The sequence below is a fragment of the Reyranella soli genome (assembly GCF_007992495.1).
Taxonomy (GTDB): Bacteria; Pseudomonadota; Alphaproteobacteria; order Reyranellales; family Reyranellaceae; genus Reyranella; species Reyranella soli.
The window spans coordinates 41258-57381 of the sequence record NZ_BKAJ01000096.1 but is presented as its reverse complement, the minus strand read 5'-3'; the positions used below and the strand labels follow the sequence as shown (position 1 = coordinate 57381).

Here is a 16124-nt window from a genome sequence, read left to right as displayed (position 1 = left end):
GCCAGAGGCTCGCGGTCCGGAAGACCATGAGCGGACCTGCAGGTCCGCGCTCCGGCATGACTCCTAACTCGCCTCGGCGATCACCATCCACATGATGCCGAACTTGTCGGCCACCATGCCGAACTTGGAGGCGAAGAAGGTCTTGGTCAGCGGCTGCAGCACCTGACCGCCGTTACCGACAGCGGCGAACAGCTTCTCGGCCTCGGCGTCGTTCTTGGCGTTGAGTGCCAGTCCAAAACCCTGGAAGGATGGCTTGCCGGCACAGTGGCCGTCCGAGGCCAGGACCTGGGTGGTGCCGACATGGAAGGCCGCGTGCATGACTTTCTCGCCCGTGTTGGGCTGCATCTGGCTTTGATCGGGCGCTTCCTTGAAGCGCATCATCATGTCGACCTTGGCGCCGATCGCGCCCTTGTAGAAGTCGAGCGCCTCCTCGCACTTGCCGTCGAAGAAGAGGTAGGGCTGCACGGTAGCAGTCTGTTGCACGGTCATGTCGTTCTCCTTTGGTCAGTCGTCGATGGATTGGTAGGCGGACGTCCAGAAATCGGCGAAGACGCGCGGCAGTTGGGGCGATTCCATCATGCGTGTCGTCATCAGGATCCCGGCGATGTCCTCGGCTGGATCGAGATGGGCGGAGCTGCCGTAGCCGCCGTCCCAGCCGTAACGTCCCGGCGTCGTCCAGAGATCGGTGCGGCGCGTGATCACAGCACCGCCCAGGCCCCAACTCGCACTCGTGCCGAAGAAAAGCTCCGTGCCCTCCTTCTGCGCCGGCGTGAGCTGGTCGGTCATCATCAGCTCGACCGAGGGGCGCGACAGAATGCGCTCGCCGCGGTGCCGCCCCTTGTTCAGCAGCATGTGCTGGAAGGCGAGATAGTCGTCGACCGTCGAGACCAGGCCACCGCCGCCCGATTCGAAGGCCGGCGGCCGGCTCCAGCGGCTGTCGCGGGCGTCGTCGAAGAAGCCGAGCTTCGTGTTGTCCTTCGGGTCGGTCATGTAGTTGCTGGCGAGCCGCCCGATCTTGTCGGCCGGCACCTGGAAGCCGGTGTCATGCATGCCTAGCGGCCCGAACAGGTGATCGTGCATGAAGGCGCCCAGCGACTGGCCCGAGGCGCGCGCGATCAGCACGCCCAGGACCTCCGAGCCGGTGTGATAGAGCCAGCGCTCGCCGGGCTGATAGGCGAGCGGCAGGCTGCCCATCCGCTTCATGTACTCATCCGGCGATAAGGTCGCGAGATAGGGGTTGGGCCCGACTCCGGCCTCCTGCATCGCCTTCTGGATCGGGTGCTTGGATGGCCAGACCATGATCGCGCCCAGGCCGAAGGTGAAGGTGAGCAGGTCGCGCAGCGTGATCGACCGTCTTGCCGGTACGGTATCGTCGAGCGGGCTTTCGAGGCTCTTCAGCACGCGCCGGTTGGCGAGCTCCGGCAGCAGAGTGTCGACCGGCTCGTCCAGCCGGAGCCTGCACCGCTCGACCAGGATCATGGCGGCGACCGCCGTCACCGGCTTGGTCATGGAAGCGATGCGAAAGATCGTGTCTCGCGTCATCGGCGCGTCGCTTTCGAGCGACCGGCGACCGAGGGTCACGACATGCGTCTCGCCGCGGCGGCTCACCAGGGCGACGATGCCGGGGACATCGGTCGATGATACGTGTGCCGCCAGGGCATCGTGCAGGCGCACCAATCTCGTCATGGACAGAGCAGCCATCTGCCTCAGTTCTCCGGCAGGGTCTTCGTGAAGCGATCGAAGCAGCGCGACCACGCGGCCTCGTGGATGGCGTGCGCGGCATCGCTGTCGATGCCCGTGTGACGCAACGTCAATCGTGTGCGATTGCCGCTCAGCTTGGCCAGCGTCACCGTCACCACTGTCTCGGGTTCGACGGGATCGGCGCCTTCGCTGTTGTAGGTGAAGACCAGCCGCTCCGGCGCCACGACCTCGCGATAGGTGCCGTATTCGATGAGGACCGTTCCATCCGGCCGACGCAGCAGGCGACGCCAGGCGCCGCCGGGCCGGACGTCCATCTCGCACGACAGCGTCGTGTAGGTCTTGCCGGCCCACCAGCGCGCGATCAGGCGCCTGTCCGTCCATGCTGCGAACACCGCTTCGCGCGGCGCCGCGAACTCGGCATGCATGATGAGCTCGAAGGCCGCCGATCTCGTCGTGACCCTCATGGCCCGACCCGTTCGACGAAGGCCACGAGGCGCTCCAGACTGCCGGTCCAGCCGCCCTCATGGTCGCTGGCCTGTGCGTCGGTCTCGAAGAGAGTATGGCGCAAGGTGAGCCGCGTGCGATTGCCCAGATCGGTGAAGGTCACGGTCACCAGAGTTTCGGGATCGTCGACGCCGAAGCCTTCGGTGTTGTAGGTGAAGACCAGGCGTTCGGGCGCGGCGATCTCACGATAGACGCCGTACTTGGTGACCAACGCACCGTCGGGCGCGCGCATGCGCCGCCGCCAGGCGCCGCCCGGACGCACATCCATCTCGCAGGACAGCGTCGTGAAGCCGCGCGGCGCCCACCAGTGGGCAGCCTTGGCGACATCGGTCCAGGCGGCGAACACCTGCTCGCGCGGAGCCGCGACCTCGCGCTTCATGACGAGCTCGGTCGCGGGTCGAGTGACGACGTTCATGGCTCCCTCTGGAACTCGACGTCGATCACGATCTCGATCGAATCGCCGAACAGAGGCGGCAGGCCGAAATCGACCGGGTTGATGCTGCCCTTGGCATTGGCGCCGATGCGCGGGCGATCGGCGAAGCCCTTGCCGGCGCCGACCAGCTCGACGTCGAAGGTTACCGGCTTGGTCTTGCCCATCAGCGTGAGCTGGCCGTCGACCTTGCCGCGGCGCGTGCTCATCTGCCGGAAAGCGGTCGATACGAAGGTCGCGTCGGGGAAGGTCGCCGACTTCAGGAAGTTGTTGCCCGACAGCTCCTTGGCGAAATCCTTGACGTTGGAGGTGATCGACGCCGTCTCGACCTTGGCGGTCAGCGAGGAATTGGCGGTGTCGGCCGGATCCCACTTCAAAGTGCCGCTGATGCGGTCGAAGCGGAAGATGCTCCAGGAGTAGCGCAGGTGCGAGACTCGGGCGATCACCGAGGCATGGTCGGGATCGATCGCATAGGTGCCCGCGGGCGCCTGCTTGTAGTCGGCCTCACCCATGTAGACGCCGGGCGGCAGGCCGTTGGGCTGCGTGCCTTGCGCCTGGACGGCGGAAACCAGCGGCGAAGACAAAGCAAACGAAAGAACGAGCGCGCACAATGCACGAGACATCGCCTACTCCTGACTTTGACGGGGGGCTGATTACTTCTTCTCGGCGGCGGCCTTGAGATCGGCCAGGCCCTTCTCGAAATCGCGGCCGATCATGTCGTCGATATTCATGAACGTGCCAATTACCTTGGAGATATAGGGACTGGGTCCATAGGTAGCCCAGGTAACCGACGTGCCGTCGCCCTTCGGATCGATCAGGAACTCGCCCATGTTGTGGGCCTCAAACGGCTTCAGGAAATCGAGCTTGATCAGGACCTTGCGCGGGCCGCTTTCGACGACCTCCATGCTGCCCTGTCCGACTTCCTTGTTGCCTTCCCAGGCATAGGTGGCGCCTTTGCCAGCAGTGACAGCACCGTAGGTGCGCTTCATCGCCGGATCTTTCTTCTCGTAGGGCGACCAGGCGGTCCACGCCTTGATATCGTTGATCAGCGGAAAAACCTTGTCCGGTGGCGCGTTGATGAGAACGACGCGTTGGACGCGGAAGGAATCGGGCTTGGTTGCGGCGTAGATCAGGATGCCGGCAATGACGACAACGGCGATCGCGCCGATGATGGCAAACGTCTTCAGCATCGATGCAGCCTTCACTTAACCTTGGGGTTAAGCATTAGAAAGCGGACGCGATGCTGTCAATTGTATGAAAGAAATTCGGTCCCGCCACAAACCCTCCTCGGCCTGACGAGGATGTGTTAGTCACCAAATCATCATGATCGAATTCAGCGCCGGCCGCCCGGCAACACGTTCGCCGCATGGCATGGTGACCAGTCCGCACGCGCTTGCCTCTCGAGCCGGCGCCGACGTTCTTCGCGACGGCGGCACGGCCGTCGATGCCGCGGTCGCGACGAGCGCCGCGCTCTCCGTGCTCTATCCCCACATGACCGGTGTGGGCGGCGATGCCTTCTGGTTGATCTACGACGCCGCGGCCGACGCCGTGCGCTACATCGACGGCGGTGGCCGCGCCACCTCGCGCGGCACGATCGAGGCCTTCCAGCGTCGCGGTCTCGACGAGGTGCCCTATCGCGGGCCGCTGCCGGGCACGCTCACCGTGCCCGGCTCCGTCGCGAGCTGGAGCATGGCGCATGCTGCCTATGGCCGCCTGCCCCTCAGGCGCTGCCTTGAGAGCGCCATCGGCTATGCACGCGATGGCTTTCCGGTGACGGCGCGGCTCGCGCATTGGCGAGACGCGACACGGCAGGACCTGGCTAAAAGTCCCGAAGCTGCGACGATCTTCCTGAAGGAAGGTCCGACGCTGACCAACGCCGATCTTGCGCGCACCTTGGAAGCCATCGCCAGCGACGGCTGGTACGGCTTCTATGACGGCGAGGTGGCGCGCGAGTTGGTGCGTTACTCCGATGCCAACGACGGCTTCTTCACCGCCGCCGACCTTCTCGCGCAGTCGGCGCGCTGGGGTGAGCCCCTCATGGGCCGCTATCGCGACGTCACGATCTACGAGACGCCGGCGCCGACGCAAGGCTTCGCCGTGCTGAAAATGCTGAACCTGCTGGAACCCTTCGAGCTGCATAAGAAGCCGTTCCTCGGGCCCGACGCCGTGCATTTCATGGTGCAGGCCAAGCAGATCGCCTATCACGATCGCGACCGGCATCTCGCCGATCCGCGCTTTGCCGACGTGCCGATGGATCGGCTGATCTCAAAGGACTATGCCGACGAACGGCGGGCGCTGATGGATCCCGAGCGCGCCCTGCCGTGGGACCGCATCCCCTCCTATGGCAGCCTGTCCGGCGACACGGTGTACATCGCCGTGGTCGACAAGGCGGGCAACGCCGTCTCGCTGATCCATTCGATCTACGGCAGCTTCGGCGCAGCCGTGGTGGCGGGCCGCACCGGCGTGGTGCTGCAGAACCGGTCGGCCTATTTCTCGCTCGATCCCAAGAGCCCCAACCGCGTCGAGCCGGGCAAGACGCCGCTGCACACGCTGATCGCCTCACTTGCCTTCAGGAACGACAAGCTCTGGGCCGCGGTGGGCTGCATGGGCGCCGATGGCCAGCCGCAGATCCACATGCAGGTCTACAGCGCCCTGATCGATCATGGGCTCGATATCCAGCAGGCGCTCGACATGCCGCGTTTTCTCTCCGGCCGCTTCGGCCTCCTCGAGCCGCGCGACACCCTGCACATAGAGGCGCGCTTTCCCAGCGAGACCATCGCCGAGCTGGACCGGCGGGGTCACCTGCTCGACCGCTGGGGCGACTGGGACGAGACGGCAGGCCATGCCCACGGCATCACCATCGATCCCGCCACCGGCGAGCGCCTGGGCGGCGCCGACCCGCGCAGCGATGGAGAGGCGGTTGGGTGTTAGCTGGGGACGCGCCACTCCAGTGGCGCGTCATGAGCTGGCAAACCCAGAACCACCTCATCCTGAGGAGCATCGCGAAGCGATGCGTCTCGAAGGATGGGAACCAGTCGTGATGTTGCCCACCCTTCGAGACGCGCACTGCGTACGCTCCTCAGGGTGATGTTGTTTGGTTGGTCCATCGCTCATGACGCGCCACTGGAGTGGGGCGCCCCAGCGTCAGACGATGGCGAAGCCCTCGTAGCCCGCCTTCACCACAGCCTCGCAGCGTTCGATGTAGGCCGGCAGGCCGCCGATATAAGGCATGAACACCCGCGGTTTGCCGGGGATGTTGGCACCGACGTACCACGAGCTGCAGGACGAGCGCAGCGTGGCGCCGGCCGCCTCGCCGACGTGGCCGACCCAGGCTTCCTCGGCGTCGCGGCTCGCCTCGATCAGGGTGGCGCCACGCGAGCGCACATGCTCGATGCAGTCGGCGATCCATTCGACGTGCTGCTCGATCGACGGCAGCATGTTGGTCAGCACCGACGGGCTGCCGGGCCCGGTGATGGTGAAGAGGTTGGGGAAGCCCGCCATGGTGAGGCCGAGATAGGTCTTGGGCCCCTCGGTCCACTTCTCCTGCAGGCTGCGCCCGCCGCGGCCACGAATGTCGATCCTGAGCAGCGCGCCGGTCATGGCGTCGAAGCCGGTCGCCAGCACCAGGCAATCGAAGCGGTAGTCCTTGCCGTTGGCGCGTAGTCCGCCGGCGGTAATGCGCTCGATCGGCGTGTCGCCGACATCGACCAGGCTGACATGCGGCTGGTTGTAGGTCGCCCAGTAGCCGGTGTCGACGCACAGGCGCTTGCAGCCGATGATGTTGCGCGGCGAGAGCCTGGCGGCGAGCTCGGGATCCTTGACGATCTCGCGGATCTTGCCGCGCACGAACTCCGCCGCCGTCCTGTTCGATTCGTCGTTCAGCAGCAGGTCGGAGAACGAGGCCATGAAGCCCAGCCCGCCATAGTCCCAGCGTCCCTGGTATTCGCGCAGCCGCTCGGCCTCGGGCGTCTCGACGGCCGAGGCCATGTTGACCCTGAGATCGATGCCGGCCGGCATCGTCTTGGCGCGCTTGCGCATCGCCGGGTAGTTGGCCTTGACCTCGCGCACATAGTCCGGATCGAGCGGGCCGTTGTGCGCCGGTATGGTGTAGTTGGCCGTGCGCTGGAACACGGTGACGTGACGCGCCTGCTTGGCGATCATCGGGATCGACTGGATCGCCGACGAGCCGGTACCGATCACGCCGACCGTCTTGGCCGTGAAGTCGACGCCTTCATGCGGCCAGTTGCCGGTGTGATAGGTCGGGCCCTTGAAGTCCGCCAGACCCGGGATCTTGGGCGTGTTCGGCGACGAGAGGCAGCCCAGCGCCGTGACGACGAAGCGCGCGGTGACGCGGTCGCCTTTATCCGTCTCGACGGTCCAGGCGTGCGCCGCCTCGTCGAACGTGGCTCTCGTGATGCGGGTCTCGAACTTGATGTCGCGGCGCAGGTCGAAGCGGTCAGCGACGTGGTTAGCATAGCGCAGGATCTCGGGCTGGGTGGCGTAGCGCTCTGTCCATTCCCATTCCTGCTGCAGTTCGGGCGAGAACTGGTAGGAGTACTGCACGCTCTCGACGTCGCAACGCGCGCCGGGATAGCGGTTCCAGTACCAGGTGCCGCCCACACCCTTGCCGGTCTCGAAGACCCGCACCTTGAAACCCTTGAGTCTCAGCCGATGCAGCATGTACATGCCGCCGAAGCCGGCGCCGATGACTACCGCATCGAAATCGAGCGACATCGTTCCTCCGGACCAATCGCCATGCCATCCTTAGCCGGAATGAGTGACATCGACTATCCCGCAAGCTGGTATGCCGCCACGCGAGATGCCAACCCCGAGCGACCGGCCCTCACCGGCCGCGTCGCTGCCGACGTGGCGGTCGTGGGCGGCGGCTTCGCCGGCCTGCACACGGCGCGGCTGCTGGCGATGCGCGGCCTGAAGGTGGTGCTGCTTGAGCGCCGGCGCATCGGCTGGGGCGCCTCGGGCCGCAACGGCGGTTTCGTCGGGCCGGGCTTCGCCCTGCGCTCGGGCGCGCTGATCGAGCAGCTGGGCGAGGACCATGCCCGCCAGCTCTATGCCCAGTCGAAGCGCGGTGTGGAGATCGTGCGCGCCTCGCTGAAGGAGATGGGGCGGCCCGACATCATGATGGGCTGGGGCCGGCTCTCGGTCTCGCGCACCGATCAGGGGCCGGGCTTCGCCGAGCGGTCGCGGGCGCTGGCCGAAAAGCTCGGCGCCACGTTCGAGCCTTGGGAAACAGACAAGATACGCACGCTGCTGGTCACCGAGCGCTACTTCCAGGGGCTGCACGACGCGACGGGGTTCCAGATCCATCCGCTCAACCTCGCGCTGGCGCTGGCGGCCGACGCCGAGAAGCGCGGCGTGCTGGTCCATGAAGACACGGAAGCGCGGGCGCTGGAGCGCCGCGGCACGGAATGGCAGCTGCGCACCGCCATGGGCGAGATCACGGCGCGGCATGTCGTGCTGGCGGGCAATGCCGATCTCGGCCGCGTGCATCGGCTGAGCGGCGCGGTCCTGCCGGTCGCGACCTATGTCGCCGTGACCGGCAAGCTCGGGTCGCGCCTCAGCGAGGCGATCCGCTGGCGCGGCGCCATCGGCGACACCCGCCGCGCCGGCGACTATTATCGCATCGTCGACGAGGATCGCCTGCTGTGGGGTGGTCGCATCACCACCGACACGCGCGAACCGGCACGGCTGCGCGCCATGATGCGAGGCGATATCCTCTCGGTGTATCCACAGCTCGGCGACATCGAGATCGAGTATGCCTGGCCCGGCGTCATGGGCTACGCGCTGCACAAGATGCCCCAGGTCGGCGAGATCGAGCCCGGGCTGTGGGCGTGTACGGCGTTCGGTGGCCATGGCGTGGCCCAGACTGCAGCGGGCGCCGACGCCGTTGCCGCCGGCATCGCCCACGAAGATGATCGCTGGCGCCTGTTCGCGCCGTTCGGCACGTCGTGGGCCGGCGGCGCGCTGGGCCGCATCGGCACACAGCTCGTCTATTGGAAGCTGCAGGCCAGCGACTGGTGGGACGAAAAACGACAGGCCAAGAACGCGGAGTCGCTGCGCACATGAGCAAGGATGGAATCGGGGCGTCGCCGCGGCGACGCGAGGATGCGCGGTTCGTGACCGGCCATGGCGCCTATCTCGACGACTTGCACTTTCCGGGAATGGCTCACGCCGTCGTGCTGCGCTCGCCGCATGCGCATGCCCGCATCCGCTCGATCGACACCGCCGTCGCGCGCCGGGCGCCGGGCGTGCTCGCCGTGCTGACGGCGGCCGACGCCGCGGCCGACGGATTGAAGCCGCTGCGCCCCTACGCCGAGGCCAACATCCAGACCGGCGAACCGTTCGCCTTCGCGCCCCAGCCATTGCTCGCCCATGACAGGGTGCGGTTCGCGGGCGAGCCGGTCGCCCTGATCGTCGCCGAGAGCCAGGCGCAGGCGGCGGACGCCGCCGAGCTGGTAGAGGTCGACTACGAGGCGCTGCCGGCCGTGACGTCGGGCGACGCGGCACGCGCGACCGGCGCGCCGCTGATTGCCGACGAGGTGCCGGGCAATGTATGCCTCGACTGGCATACCGGCGACGCGAAGGCCGCCGACGCCGCCTTCGCGCGCGCCGTGCACGTCATCTCGCTCAAGCTCGACAACCATCGCATCGTCATGAATCCGATGGAGCCGCGCGGCGGCGTCGGGCAGCACGATCCGGCGAGCGGCCGCTACACGCTGCACGTCTCGAGCCAGAACATCCATGTCAACCGCGACCACATCGCCCGCGCGCTCGGCGTCGGCTCCAAAGATGTGCGCTTCGTGGCGCCCGATGTCGGCGGCGGCTTCGGCGCCAAGAACTTCGCCTATGTCGAGCATGCGCTGGTCCTGTGGGCGGCCAGGCGCGTTGGACGGCCGGTGAAATGGATTGCAAGCCGCAGCGAGGTGTTCCTGTCCGACCACGCCGCGCGCGACACCACGGCCGAGGCTTCGCTGGCGCTCGATGCCCAAGGCCGTTTCCTCGCCCTGAAAGTCACCAGCGTCGCCAATCTGGGCGCCTACATGATCGGCGCCGGCGGCGCGGTGCAGACTTATCAGTACATCCATCTGCAGGGCACGGTGTACCGCATCCCGGCGATCGCGCTTCACGTCATCGCGGTGCTGAGCAACACCGCACCGATCGGCGTGACGCGCGGGCCGGGCTTCGCCGAGACGGTGAACATCCTGGAACGCCTGATCGACGCCGCGGCGACGAAGGCGGGCTTTGACCGCGCCGAGCTGCGCCGCCTCAACATGGTGCCGGCCGACGCCATGCCGATGACCAACGTCTTCGGCTTCCAGGTCGACAGCGGCAGCTTCGCCGAGACGATGGGCGCCGCTCTCGCACGAGCGGACCTCACGGGCTTCGCCGCGCGACGCCGGCAAAGCGAAGCGGCGGGCCGGCTGCGCGGCCTGGGCTTTGCCTATCACATCAAGGGCACGGGCGGCCCGCCGGACGAGAATGTCGACATCCGCTTCGAAAGCGACGGCACGGTCTCTCTGATCACCGGTACGCAGCATATCGGCCAGGGCCATGAGACGACGTTCCCCCAGATCCTGGCCCATCGCCTGGGCGTGGCCAACGAGCGCATCCGACTCCGCCAGGGCGACACCGACCTGATCGCGCACGGCGGCGGCCACGGCAGCTCGCGCGCGACCTACATGGGTGGCACGGCGATCTGGCGCGCTTCGGACAAGATCGTCGCCAAGGGCTTGGCCCTCGCCGCCGACGCCCTGGAAGCGTCGGAGGCCGACATGCGCTTTGAAGACGGCCGCTTCGTCGTGTCGGGCACCGACCGCGCCATCGGCCTCTTCGAAGTGGCGGCGCTGGGCCGCAACAAAGGCGAGCCGATCGACACCTATGACTACTGGAAACGCGAGCACATGACCTTTCCCAACGGTACCCATGTCGTGGAAGTCGAGATCGACCGCGACACCGGCCGCGTCGAGCTGGTGCGCTACACGGCGGTCGACGACTACGGCGTGCTGGTCAACCCGATGATCGTGGCCGGCCAGATGCATGGCGGCATGGCCCAGGGCGCGGGCCAGGCGCTGCTGGAGCATGCAGCCTACGATGCGGGCTCCGGCCAGATGGTGGCGGGCTCGTTCATGGACTACGCCCTGCCGCGCGCCGACGACCTGCCGTCGTTCGACGTGGGCTTCAACGGCACGCCCTGCACGACCAACCCGCTGGGCGTGAAGGGCTGCGGCGAGGCCGGCGCCATCGCCGCCTTTCCGGCGATCGCCAACGCCATCGTCGACGCCCTGGCGCCGTTCGGCGTGACGGGCTTCGACGGCCCGGCGACGCCGGCACGCATCTGGCAGGCCATGCAGGCAGCCCGATGAAACGCCATGCTCCGGCGACGGTGCGCAACCGCCAGCCCATCCTCGACGTGCTGCAGCAGCACCTGCCGGCCGAGGGTCTCGTCCTCGAAGTCGCCAGCGGCTCGGGCGAGCATGCCGTGCATTTCGCCGCCAACCTGCCGCAGCTCGTGTTCCAGCCCAGCGATCCGGATCACGAGGCGCTGGCCAGCATCGATGCCTGGGCCGAGACCAGCGGGCTTCCAAACATCCGGCCGGCGATGGCGCTCGACGCCGAGGCGCCGGCCTGGCCGGTCGAGCGCGCCGACGCCGTGCTCTGCTGCAACATGATCCATATCGCGCCCTGGGCGGCGGCGGTCGGCTTGGTCTCAGGGGCGGCGCGCGTCCTGCCGGATCACGGTCTGCTCTATCTCTACGGCCCCTTTCGCCGCGACGGCCGGCACACGGCGCCGAGCAACGAGGCCTTCGACCGCGACCTCAGGCGGCGCGACCCTGCCTGGGGCATTCGCGATCTCGAAGCCGTGACCGAGCTCGCGATGGCTGAGGGCTTCACAGCGCCGGAGATCGTGGGAATGCCGGCGAACAACCTGTCCGTCATCTTTCGGCGGTCGTGAGCCCTAGGGCGAGGCCACCGTGCACGCCGCCTTGTCGACGAAGAAGTTGGTGCGCGGACCCATGACGGCGATGCCGGCGCGCACACCCGGCCCCATTGGCGTGACCTGGGCGCGCGTGTTGGTGACCGGCTTGCCGGCATTGGTGAAGTTGCAGTCGACGACCGGGTTGATCGTGTTGCCGCTGTTGTTGTTCAGGTACATCACCACCTGCCAGCGCTGGCCGGGGATGGCGCGCAAGGTCGGATTCTCCATGACGACGATCGGCACCGTGGGTCCGGCGGTGATCGGCACCGAGCCGACCGGTCGTGCCGTCGCCTTCTGCAGCACCTGCTGCATGGTTGCCGCCTGGGCGCGCGGATCGAAGGCGGCGTCCTCGGGACCGATCGGCCGGCCGTCCTGGCCGACCGTCTCGGGCGTCCAGACCTGGCCGGTCTTGGGATCGCGGAACTCCGGCGAGCCCTGGGTGGCTGCCACATCGACCGAGCTCTTGGCCTGGGCCAGCACCGCCGGCGCCAGCGTCATGCCGACCAGGCAGAGCGACAATGTGGTCAGTGATCTAGTCATTGCATTACCTCCTATGGACGGGGCTTCAGGCCAAGGCCGATCGAAATCCAGCCGACTCCCGTGAAGATGAGATCGACGGCGAGGAAGATGCCGAGGATGTAGAGGCTGTTGACCGGCCATTGCGCCACGATCACCGCGCCGACGAACACGGTGACGAGACCGGCCAGCACCACGACGCCCCAGGACGATCCCGCCTTCATGCTGAAGCCAAGCACGATCTTGACGATGCCGGAGGCGATCAACGAGGCGCCGAGCAGCAAGGTCAGCAGCTTGGCCGCGAGCAGCGGATTCTCGAAGGTCAGGATGCCGGCCACGACGTAGAGCGCGCCCAGCAGCAGCCAGAGCACGAACTTGCCCCATGACTTGACCTGCAGGGCGTTGATGACCTCGGCGATACCCGCGACGACCATCATGACGCCGACGAGGAAGACGCTGATCACCGTGGCCATGGCGACGCTCGACAGCGCGACGGCACCGGCGACCAGGTACACGATGCCCAATGCCACGATCCAACCGCTCTTGGCGCGCAGCGGCTCGGTTGCAGCGCCTGAAGCCTGATCAGCGACCGTCATGGAACCCTCCGGCTTCGTCTGCCGGGCATTCTACGAAGGACCATCGTCAACGCATTGACGCTCTGTCCCACGGCTATGCCGGGTGTCCCAATATGGCGTCAGGTCGAGGCGGCGGCTTTCCGCGATGCCAAGGCGATGGCGACGTAGGCGCAGCCGGCGAACAGCAACGACACGCCCGCGATCGTGGCCGGCGTGAAGGAATGGCTGTAGGGCAGCTTCGCCACCAGGAGTGCGCTCACGATCAGGGCAATGAAGCCCGACACCAGGAACCAGTGCCAACCCGCCTGGCTGCGCACCCGGATGGCGAAGGCGATCTGCGTCAGGCCGTGAACGGCGAAGATGATGGCGATCAGCAGCGTGAGCGCCAGCACGCCGGCAAACGGATCCATGTAGATCAGGATGCCGCCGATCGTGGCCAGGACACCCAGCATCATGTGCCAGATGAAGCCGATCCAGTTCAGCATCTTGGCCGCCTGCATGATCTGCACCAGGCCGCTGATGACCAGCACGCTGCCCAAAATCTTGCTGGCCGGGATCTCGGAGACGGCCGGGACCAGGATGGCGAGAGCGCCCGCCAGGATCAGCACGCTGCCCAGCAGAACCAGCCAGAGCCAGTTGTCGCGAAAGATCTCAGCCGTGTGACGGCGCTCTTTGCCGTCCGTGTAGTCGGTACTCATGTCCGCTCCTCCGTCGCAACGGGTTCGCGCTCAACTGTGCACGGCGTGAAAATCGCCAGGGCCTGCAACCTCGGATACAATGACTCAATTGCGAGGTCCCCGCCAGTGAAGGCAGATGTCCGATCTTCTCCGCCAATCAGCGAGACAGGAGCACCCGCCGGGCGTCGATCGCTCAGTGTGCCGCTGATCGTCCTCGGCGTCGCCGCCGCGCTGATCTTCACCTGGTACTACGCGCCGAGCCTGCTGCTGCTCTTCGCCGGCATCCTGTTCGCGGCCTTCCTCGACGCCTGCACGCGCGGACTGACGCGCGTCATCCCGCTGTCACGCGGCTGGCGTTTTGGCCTGGTCGTGCTCGTCCTGGCCGGCCTCACGGCGCTGGCGATCGGCTGGGCGGTCGTCCGCCTGCCCGACCAGGCGGCGCTGCTGCTGCATATCATCAATGCCCAGCTCGACGTGCTGGAAAGGAACCTCGCCGCCTTCGGCGTCGACCTGTTCGGCCCCGGCGGCCGGCAGGACCTGTCGCATTTCATCGCCGATCCCGGCCGATTGTTCGGCCACGTCCAGTATGCGGTGAGCGGCGCCTATGTCGTGGCCATGAACGCCATCGTCATCGTCTGCCTCGGGCTGTTTTTCGCCGCCCATCCCGCGGGCTATCGCGACGGCGCGCTGCGGCTGGTGCCGCTTCGCGCGCGCGACCGCGTTCGCGGCGTCATGGACGAGATGGGCCGCATGCTGCGCAGCTGGCTGCTCGGCCAGCTCGCCCGCAGCATCGTCGTGGCGCTGGTCCTGTGGCTCGCCCTGCGGATGCTGGGCGTGCCGGGCGCGCCCCTGCTCGGCCTGCAGGCCGGCGTGGCCAACTTCGTGCCCTATCTCGGACCGTTGATCGCCGCCCTGCCGGTGGCGCTGGCGGCAATGCCGCTCGGCCTGCCGGCGGTGGCCTGGGTGATGGCGATCTACTTCATCATCCAGACCATCGAGGGCTTCGTCGTGGCGCCGCTGATCCAGAAGGAAGCGGTCAACGTCCCGCCAGCCTGGACCCTGTTCGCCATCGTCATCCTGGGCGCCATGTTCGGCATCATGGGCGTGGCGCTGGCCGCGCCCGTGGTCGCCGTGGGCCGTCTCGCCGTGATGCGGTTCTACGTCGAGGACTGGCTGGGCGATCGCAGCTAGGGCTTGGCCTCGCCCAGCCGTTCCAGGATGTAGGGAAAGAACGGGTTGGACGAGACGCGCACCAGCGCGTCGAGATCGACGATCAGCACGCCGCGCTCGCCCCGCGGCGCGATGGCGCCGAGATTGACGCCGAAATCCTCCGGCTCATTGGGCTCCAGGCCGTAGAGCGCGTCGTACATCGGGAACGGCAAGGCCACATGCGACAGCGAGAACAGTCCCGGCGGAAAGGCGAGACCGAGATCGCGCGTCTGCTCGGTCACGGCGCCGGCTTCGGTCACGCGTTCCTGGACCTCCTGTCGATCGTCGCTGACGTTGGCGATGATGGTCGTGCGGAAGTTGCGCGGCGGGTCGGCGAGGATGCGCGTCAGGACCGTCTCCGAGGCATTGCGCATAAGCTCGGAGCTGATCTTGGCGGCGCGGTTGAGGTCGAACAGCACGAGCTCGCTGCCATTGGCCGGCAACAAGGCATAGAGCGAGGCGATGACCGCCCGGGTGCTCACCGTGAAGTCGACGACGGACTGGAAGGTCAGGATCGGCGGCATGCGTTGCAGACGGCCGTCGCGGGCGGCACGCGCCAGCCGATCCTGCAGCGCGACCGTCAGACGGTGAGACTGCCGCGCGCCGTTGACCGGAAAGGAGTTGTACTTGAACGGATTGAACTCGGGCAGCAGCCCGAGCCAGGCCGCCTTGGCGAAGGCGGGAAACATCGCCGGCAGCGCCGCCAACCCGGCAAAGCGGGCGAAGGCGGTGATGCCGATCATGGGCGAGACCAGGATCAGCCGGTCGGCCTGGACGAGCCGATTGTCCTCCATCGCATCCAGGGCGTACTTGACCGCTAGCGCGCCGCCATTGGAGAAGCCGACGATGTGCAGCGGCACCGCCGGGCCGGCGCGCCGGCGCGCTTCGCGCACCGCGAGCCGTGTCGCTGCATCCCAGTCCTCCCATTCGACGTCGGTCAGGGCGGCGGGCACGGTGCCGTGCGCCGGCAGCCTGATGCCGACGACGACGAAGCCGCGGTCGCGATAGCGCCGTGCGATGTGGCGCAGGCTGTAGGGCGAATCGGTGAGGCCGTGCAGCAGCACCACGGCGCCGGCGGGCGGCCCGGCGGGCTCGAGGACGTAGGAACGGTTCCAGTCCTGCTTGAAATTGCCGGGGTAGATCGGGCTGCCGGCGAAGTAGCGATTGCTGGCGGTGCGGCTTTCGGCGTCGAGCTTGTCGACGACCTCGGTGCGGACCTCGTGGAAGACCGCGTCCTCGGCCTTCAACCAGGTCTGCCAGTCGGCCTTGTCGATGTCGGCCGCCCGCATGTCGTGCGGCACATGGGTGTGCCAGAGCTGCAGCGGCGCGCCACGCTGCGAATCGTACGTCCGCACCGCAAGAAGGGTCGCCGCAACCACGACCAGCAGCAGCAGCGTACGCCTGAGAAGCCGGAACAACCTTGCCGTCATGATTCTTTCGACGAACACACTATCACGCGAGTGAGTGACGGTGGTAGACTGCGCTGCACTGCCACCGGCCATGGGTCCTGGAGTGGC

General features: G+C 67.1%; 16 protein-coding genes. 5 read left to right on the top strand and 11 right to left on the bottom strand.

Going from position 1 to position 16124, the window contains the following annotated elements; all coding sequences use genetic code 11:
* Nucleotides 1-63: 63 nt before the first annotated feature.
* From RSO01_RS27000 to RSO01_RS26975, 6 genes are read right to left on the bottom strand one after another with little or no spacing between them, the layout of a single operon-like run.
* Nucleotides 64-489, bottom strand: coding sequence for a VOC family protein (locus tag RSO01_RS27000; protein ID WP_147153302.1), 426 nt, complete (start codon nucleotides 487-489; stop codon nucleotides 64-66).
* Between the two features lie 15 nt (nucleotides 490-504).
* Nucleotides 505-1701, bottom strand: a complete 1197-nt coding sequence (locus tag RSO01_RS26995) for a serine hydrolase domain-containing protein (RefSeq protein WP_147153299.1) — start codon at nucleotides 1699-1701, stop codon at nucleotides 505-507.
* A 5-nt stretch (nucleotides 1702-1706) separates the two neighbouring features.
* Nucleotides 1707-2165, bottom strand: coding sequence for an SRPBCC family protein (locus tag RSO01_RS26990; protein ID WP_147153298.1), 459 nt, complete (start codon nucleotides 2163-2165; stop codon nucleotides 1707-1709).
* A complete protein-coding gene (locus RSO01_RS26985; protein WP_147153296.1) occupies nucleotides 2162-2620 on the bottom strand; it encodes an SRPBCC family protein in 459 nt (152 codons plus the stop codon). Before RSO01_RS26985 ends, RSO01_RS26990 begins: the two co-directional genes overlap by 4 nt.
* A complete protein-coding gene (locus tag RSO01_RS26980; protein WP_147153293.1) occupies nucleotides 2617-3258 on the bottom strand; it encodes a YceI family protein in 642 nt (213 codons plus the stop codon). Before RSO01_RS26980 ends, RSO01_RS26985 begins: the two co-directional genes overlap by 4 nt.
* A gap of 30 nt (nucleotides 3259-3288) precedes the next feature.
* The gene (locus RSO01_RS26975) at nucleotides 3289-3825 is read right to left on the bottom strand and encodes an SRPBCC family protein (protein WP_147153291.1); all 537 of its coding nucleotides are present in this window, start codon (nucleotides 3823-3825) and stop codon (nucleotides 3289-3291) included.
* A gap of 133 nt (nucleotides 3826-3958) precedes the next feature.
* On the opposite strand from RSO01_RS26975, the gene ggt reads away from it, so the two are divergent.
* Nucleotides 3959-5566, top strand: coding sequence for a gamma-glutamyltransferase (ggt, locus tag RSO01_RS26970; protein ID WP_147153289.1), 1608 nt, complete (start codon nucleotides 3959-3961; stop codon nucleotides 5564-5566).
* A gap of 213 nt (nucleotides 5567-5779) precedes the next feature.
* On the opposite strand, the gene RSO01_RS26965 is transcribed toward ggt, so the two are convergent.
* Nucleotides 5780-7369 (bottom strand): flavin-containing monooxygenase, encoded by a 1590-nt coding sequence (locus RSO01_RS26965; RefSeq protein ID WP_147153287.1) that lies wholly within the window; start codon nucleotides 7367-7369, stop codon nucleotides 5780-5782.
* A gap of 39 nt (nucleotides 7370-7408) precedes the next feature.
* Between RSO01_RS26965 and RSO01_RS26960 the strand changes: the two genes are divergently transcribed.
* Genes RSO01_RS26960 through RSO01_RS26950 form a run of 3 tightly spaced genes read left to right on the top strand, consistent with a single transcriptional unit; the run spans nucleotide 7409 to nucleotide 11606 of the window.
* Nucleotides 7409-8719: an NAD(P)/FAD-dependent oxidoreductase gene (locus RSO01_RS26960; protein WP_170303387.1), complete on the top strand. Its 1311-nt coding sequence runs from the start codon at nucleotides 7409-7411 to the stop codon at nucleotides 8717-8719.
* Entirely contained in the window at nucleotides 8716-11016 is a 2301-nt protein-coding gene (locus RSO01_RS26955; protein ID WP_147153285.1) for a xanthine dehydrogenase family protein molybdopterin-binding subunit, read from the top strand. Before RSO01_RS26960 ends, RSO01_RS26955 begins: the two co-directional genes overlap by 4 nt.
* A complete protein-coding gene (locus tag RSO01_RS26950; RefSeq protein WP_147153284.1) occupies nucleotides 11013-11606 on the top strand; it encodes a DUF938 domain-containing protein in 594 nt (197 codons plus the stop codon). Before RSO01_RS26955 ends, RSO01_RS26950 begins: the two co-directional genes overlap by 4 nt.
* Nucleotides 11607-11609: 3 nt before the next feature.
* On the opposite strand, the gene RSO01_RS26945 is transcribed toward RSO01_RS26950, so the two are convergent.
* From RSO01_RS26945 to RSO01_RS26935, 3 genes are all read right to left on the bottom strand, one after another.
* Nucleotides 11610-12170: a hypothetical protein gene (locus RSO01_RS26945; protein ID WP_147153283.1), complete on the bottom strand. Its 561-nt coding sequence runs from the start codon at nucleotides 12168-12170 to the stop codon at nucleotides 11610-11612.
* Between the two features lie 11 nt (nucleotides 12171-12181).
* Nucleotides 12182-12742, bottom strand: coding sequence for an HdeD family acid-resistance protein (locus RSO01_RS26940; protein WP_147153282.1), 561 nt, complete (start codon nucleotides 12740-12742; stop codon nucleotides 12182-12184).
* Nucleotides 12743-12840: 98 nt separating this feature from the next.
* Nucleotides 12841-13419: an HdeD family acid-resistance protein gene (locus RSO01_RS26935; protein WP_147153281.1), complete on the bottom strand. Its 579-nt coding sequence runs from the start codon at nucleotides 13417-13419 to the stop codon at nucleotides 12841-12843.
* A gap of 177 nt (nucleotides 13420-13596) precedes the next feature.
* On the opposite strand from RSO01_RS26935, the gene RSO01_RS26930 reads away from it, so the two are divergent.
* Entirely contained in the window at nucleotides 13597-14589 is a 993-nt protein-coding gene (locus RSO01_RS26930; protein ID WP_246158841.1) for an AI-2E family transporter, read from the top strand.
* On the opposite strand, the gene RSO01_RS26925 is transcribed toward RSO01_RS26930, so the two are convergent.
* The gene (locus RSO01_RS26925) at nucleotides 14586-16037 is read right to left on the bottom strand and encodes an alpha/beta hydrolase (protein WP_147153279.1); all 1452 of its coding nucleotides are present in this window, start codon (nucleotides 16035-16037) and stop codon (nucleotides 14586-14588) included. The two genes, RSO01_RS26930 and RSO01_RS26925, sit on opposite strands and share 4 nt — an antisense overlap.
* Nucleotides 16038-16124: the final 87 nt, after the last annotated feature.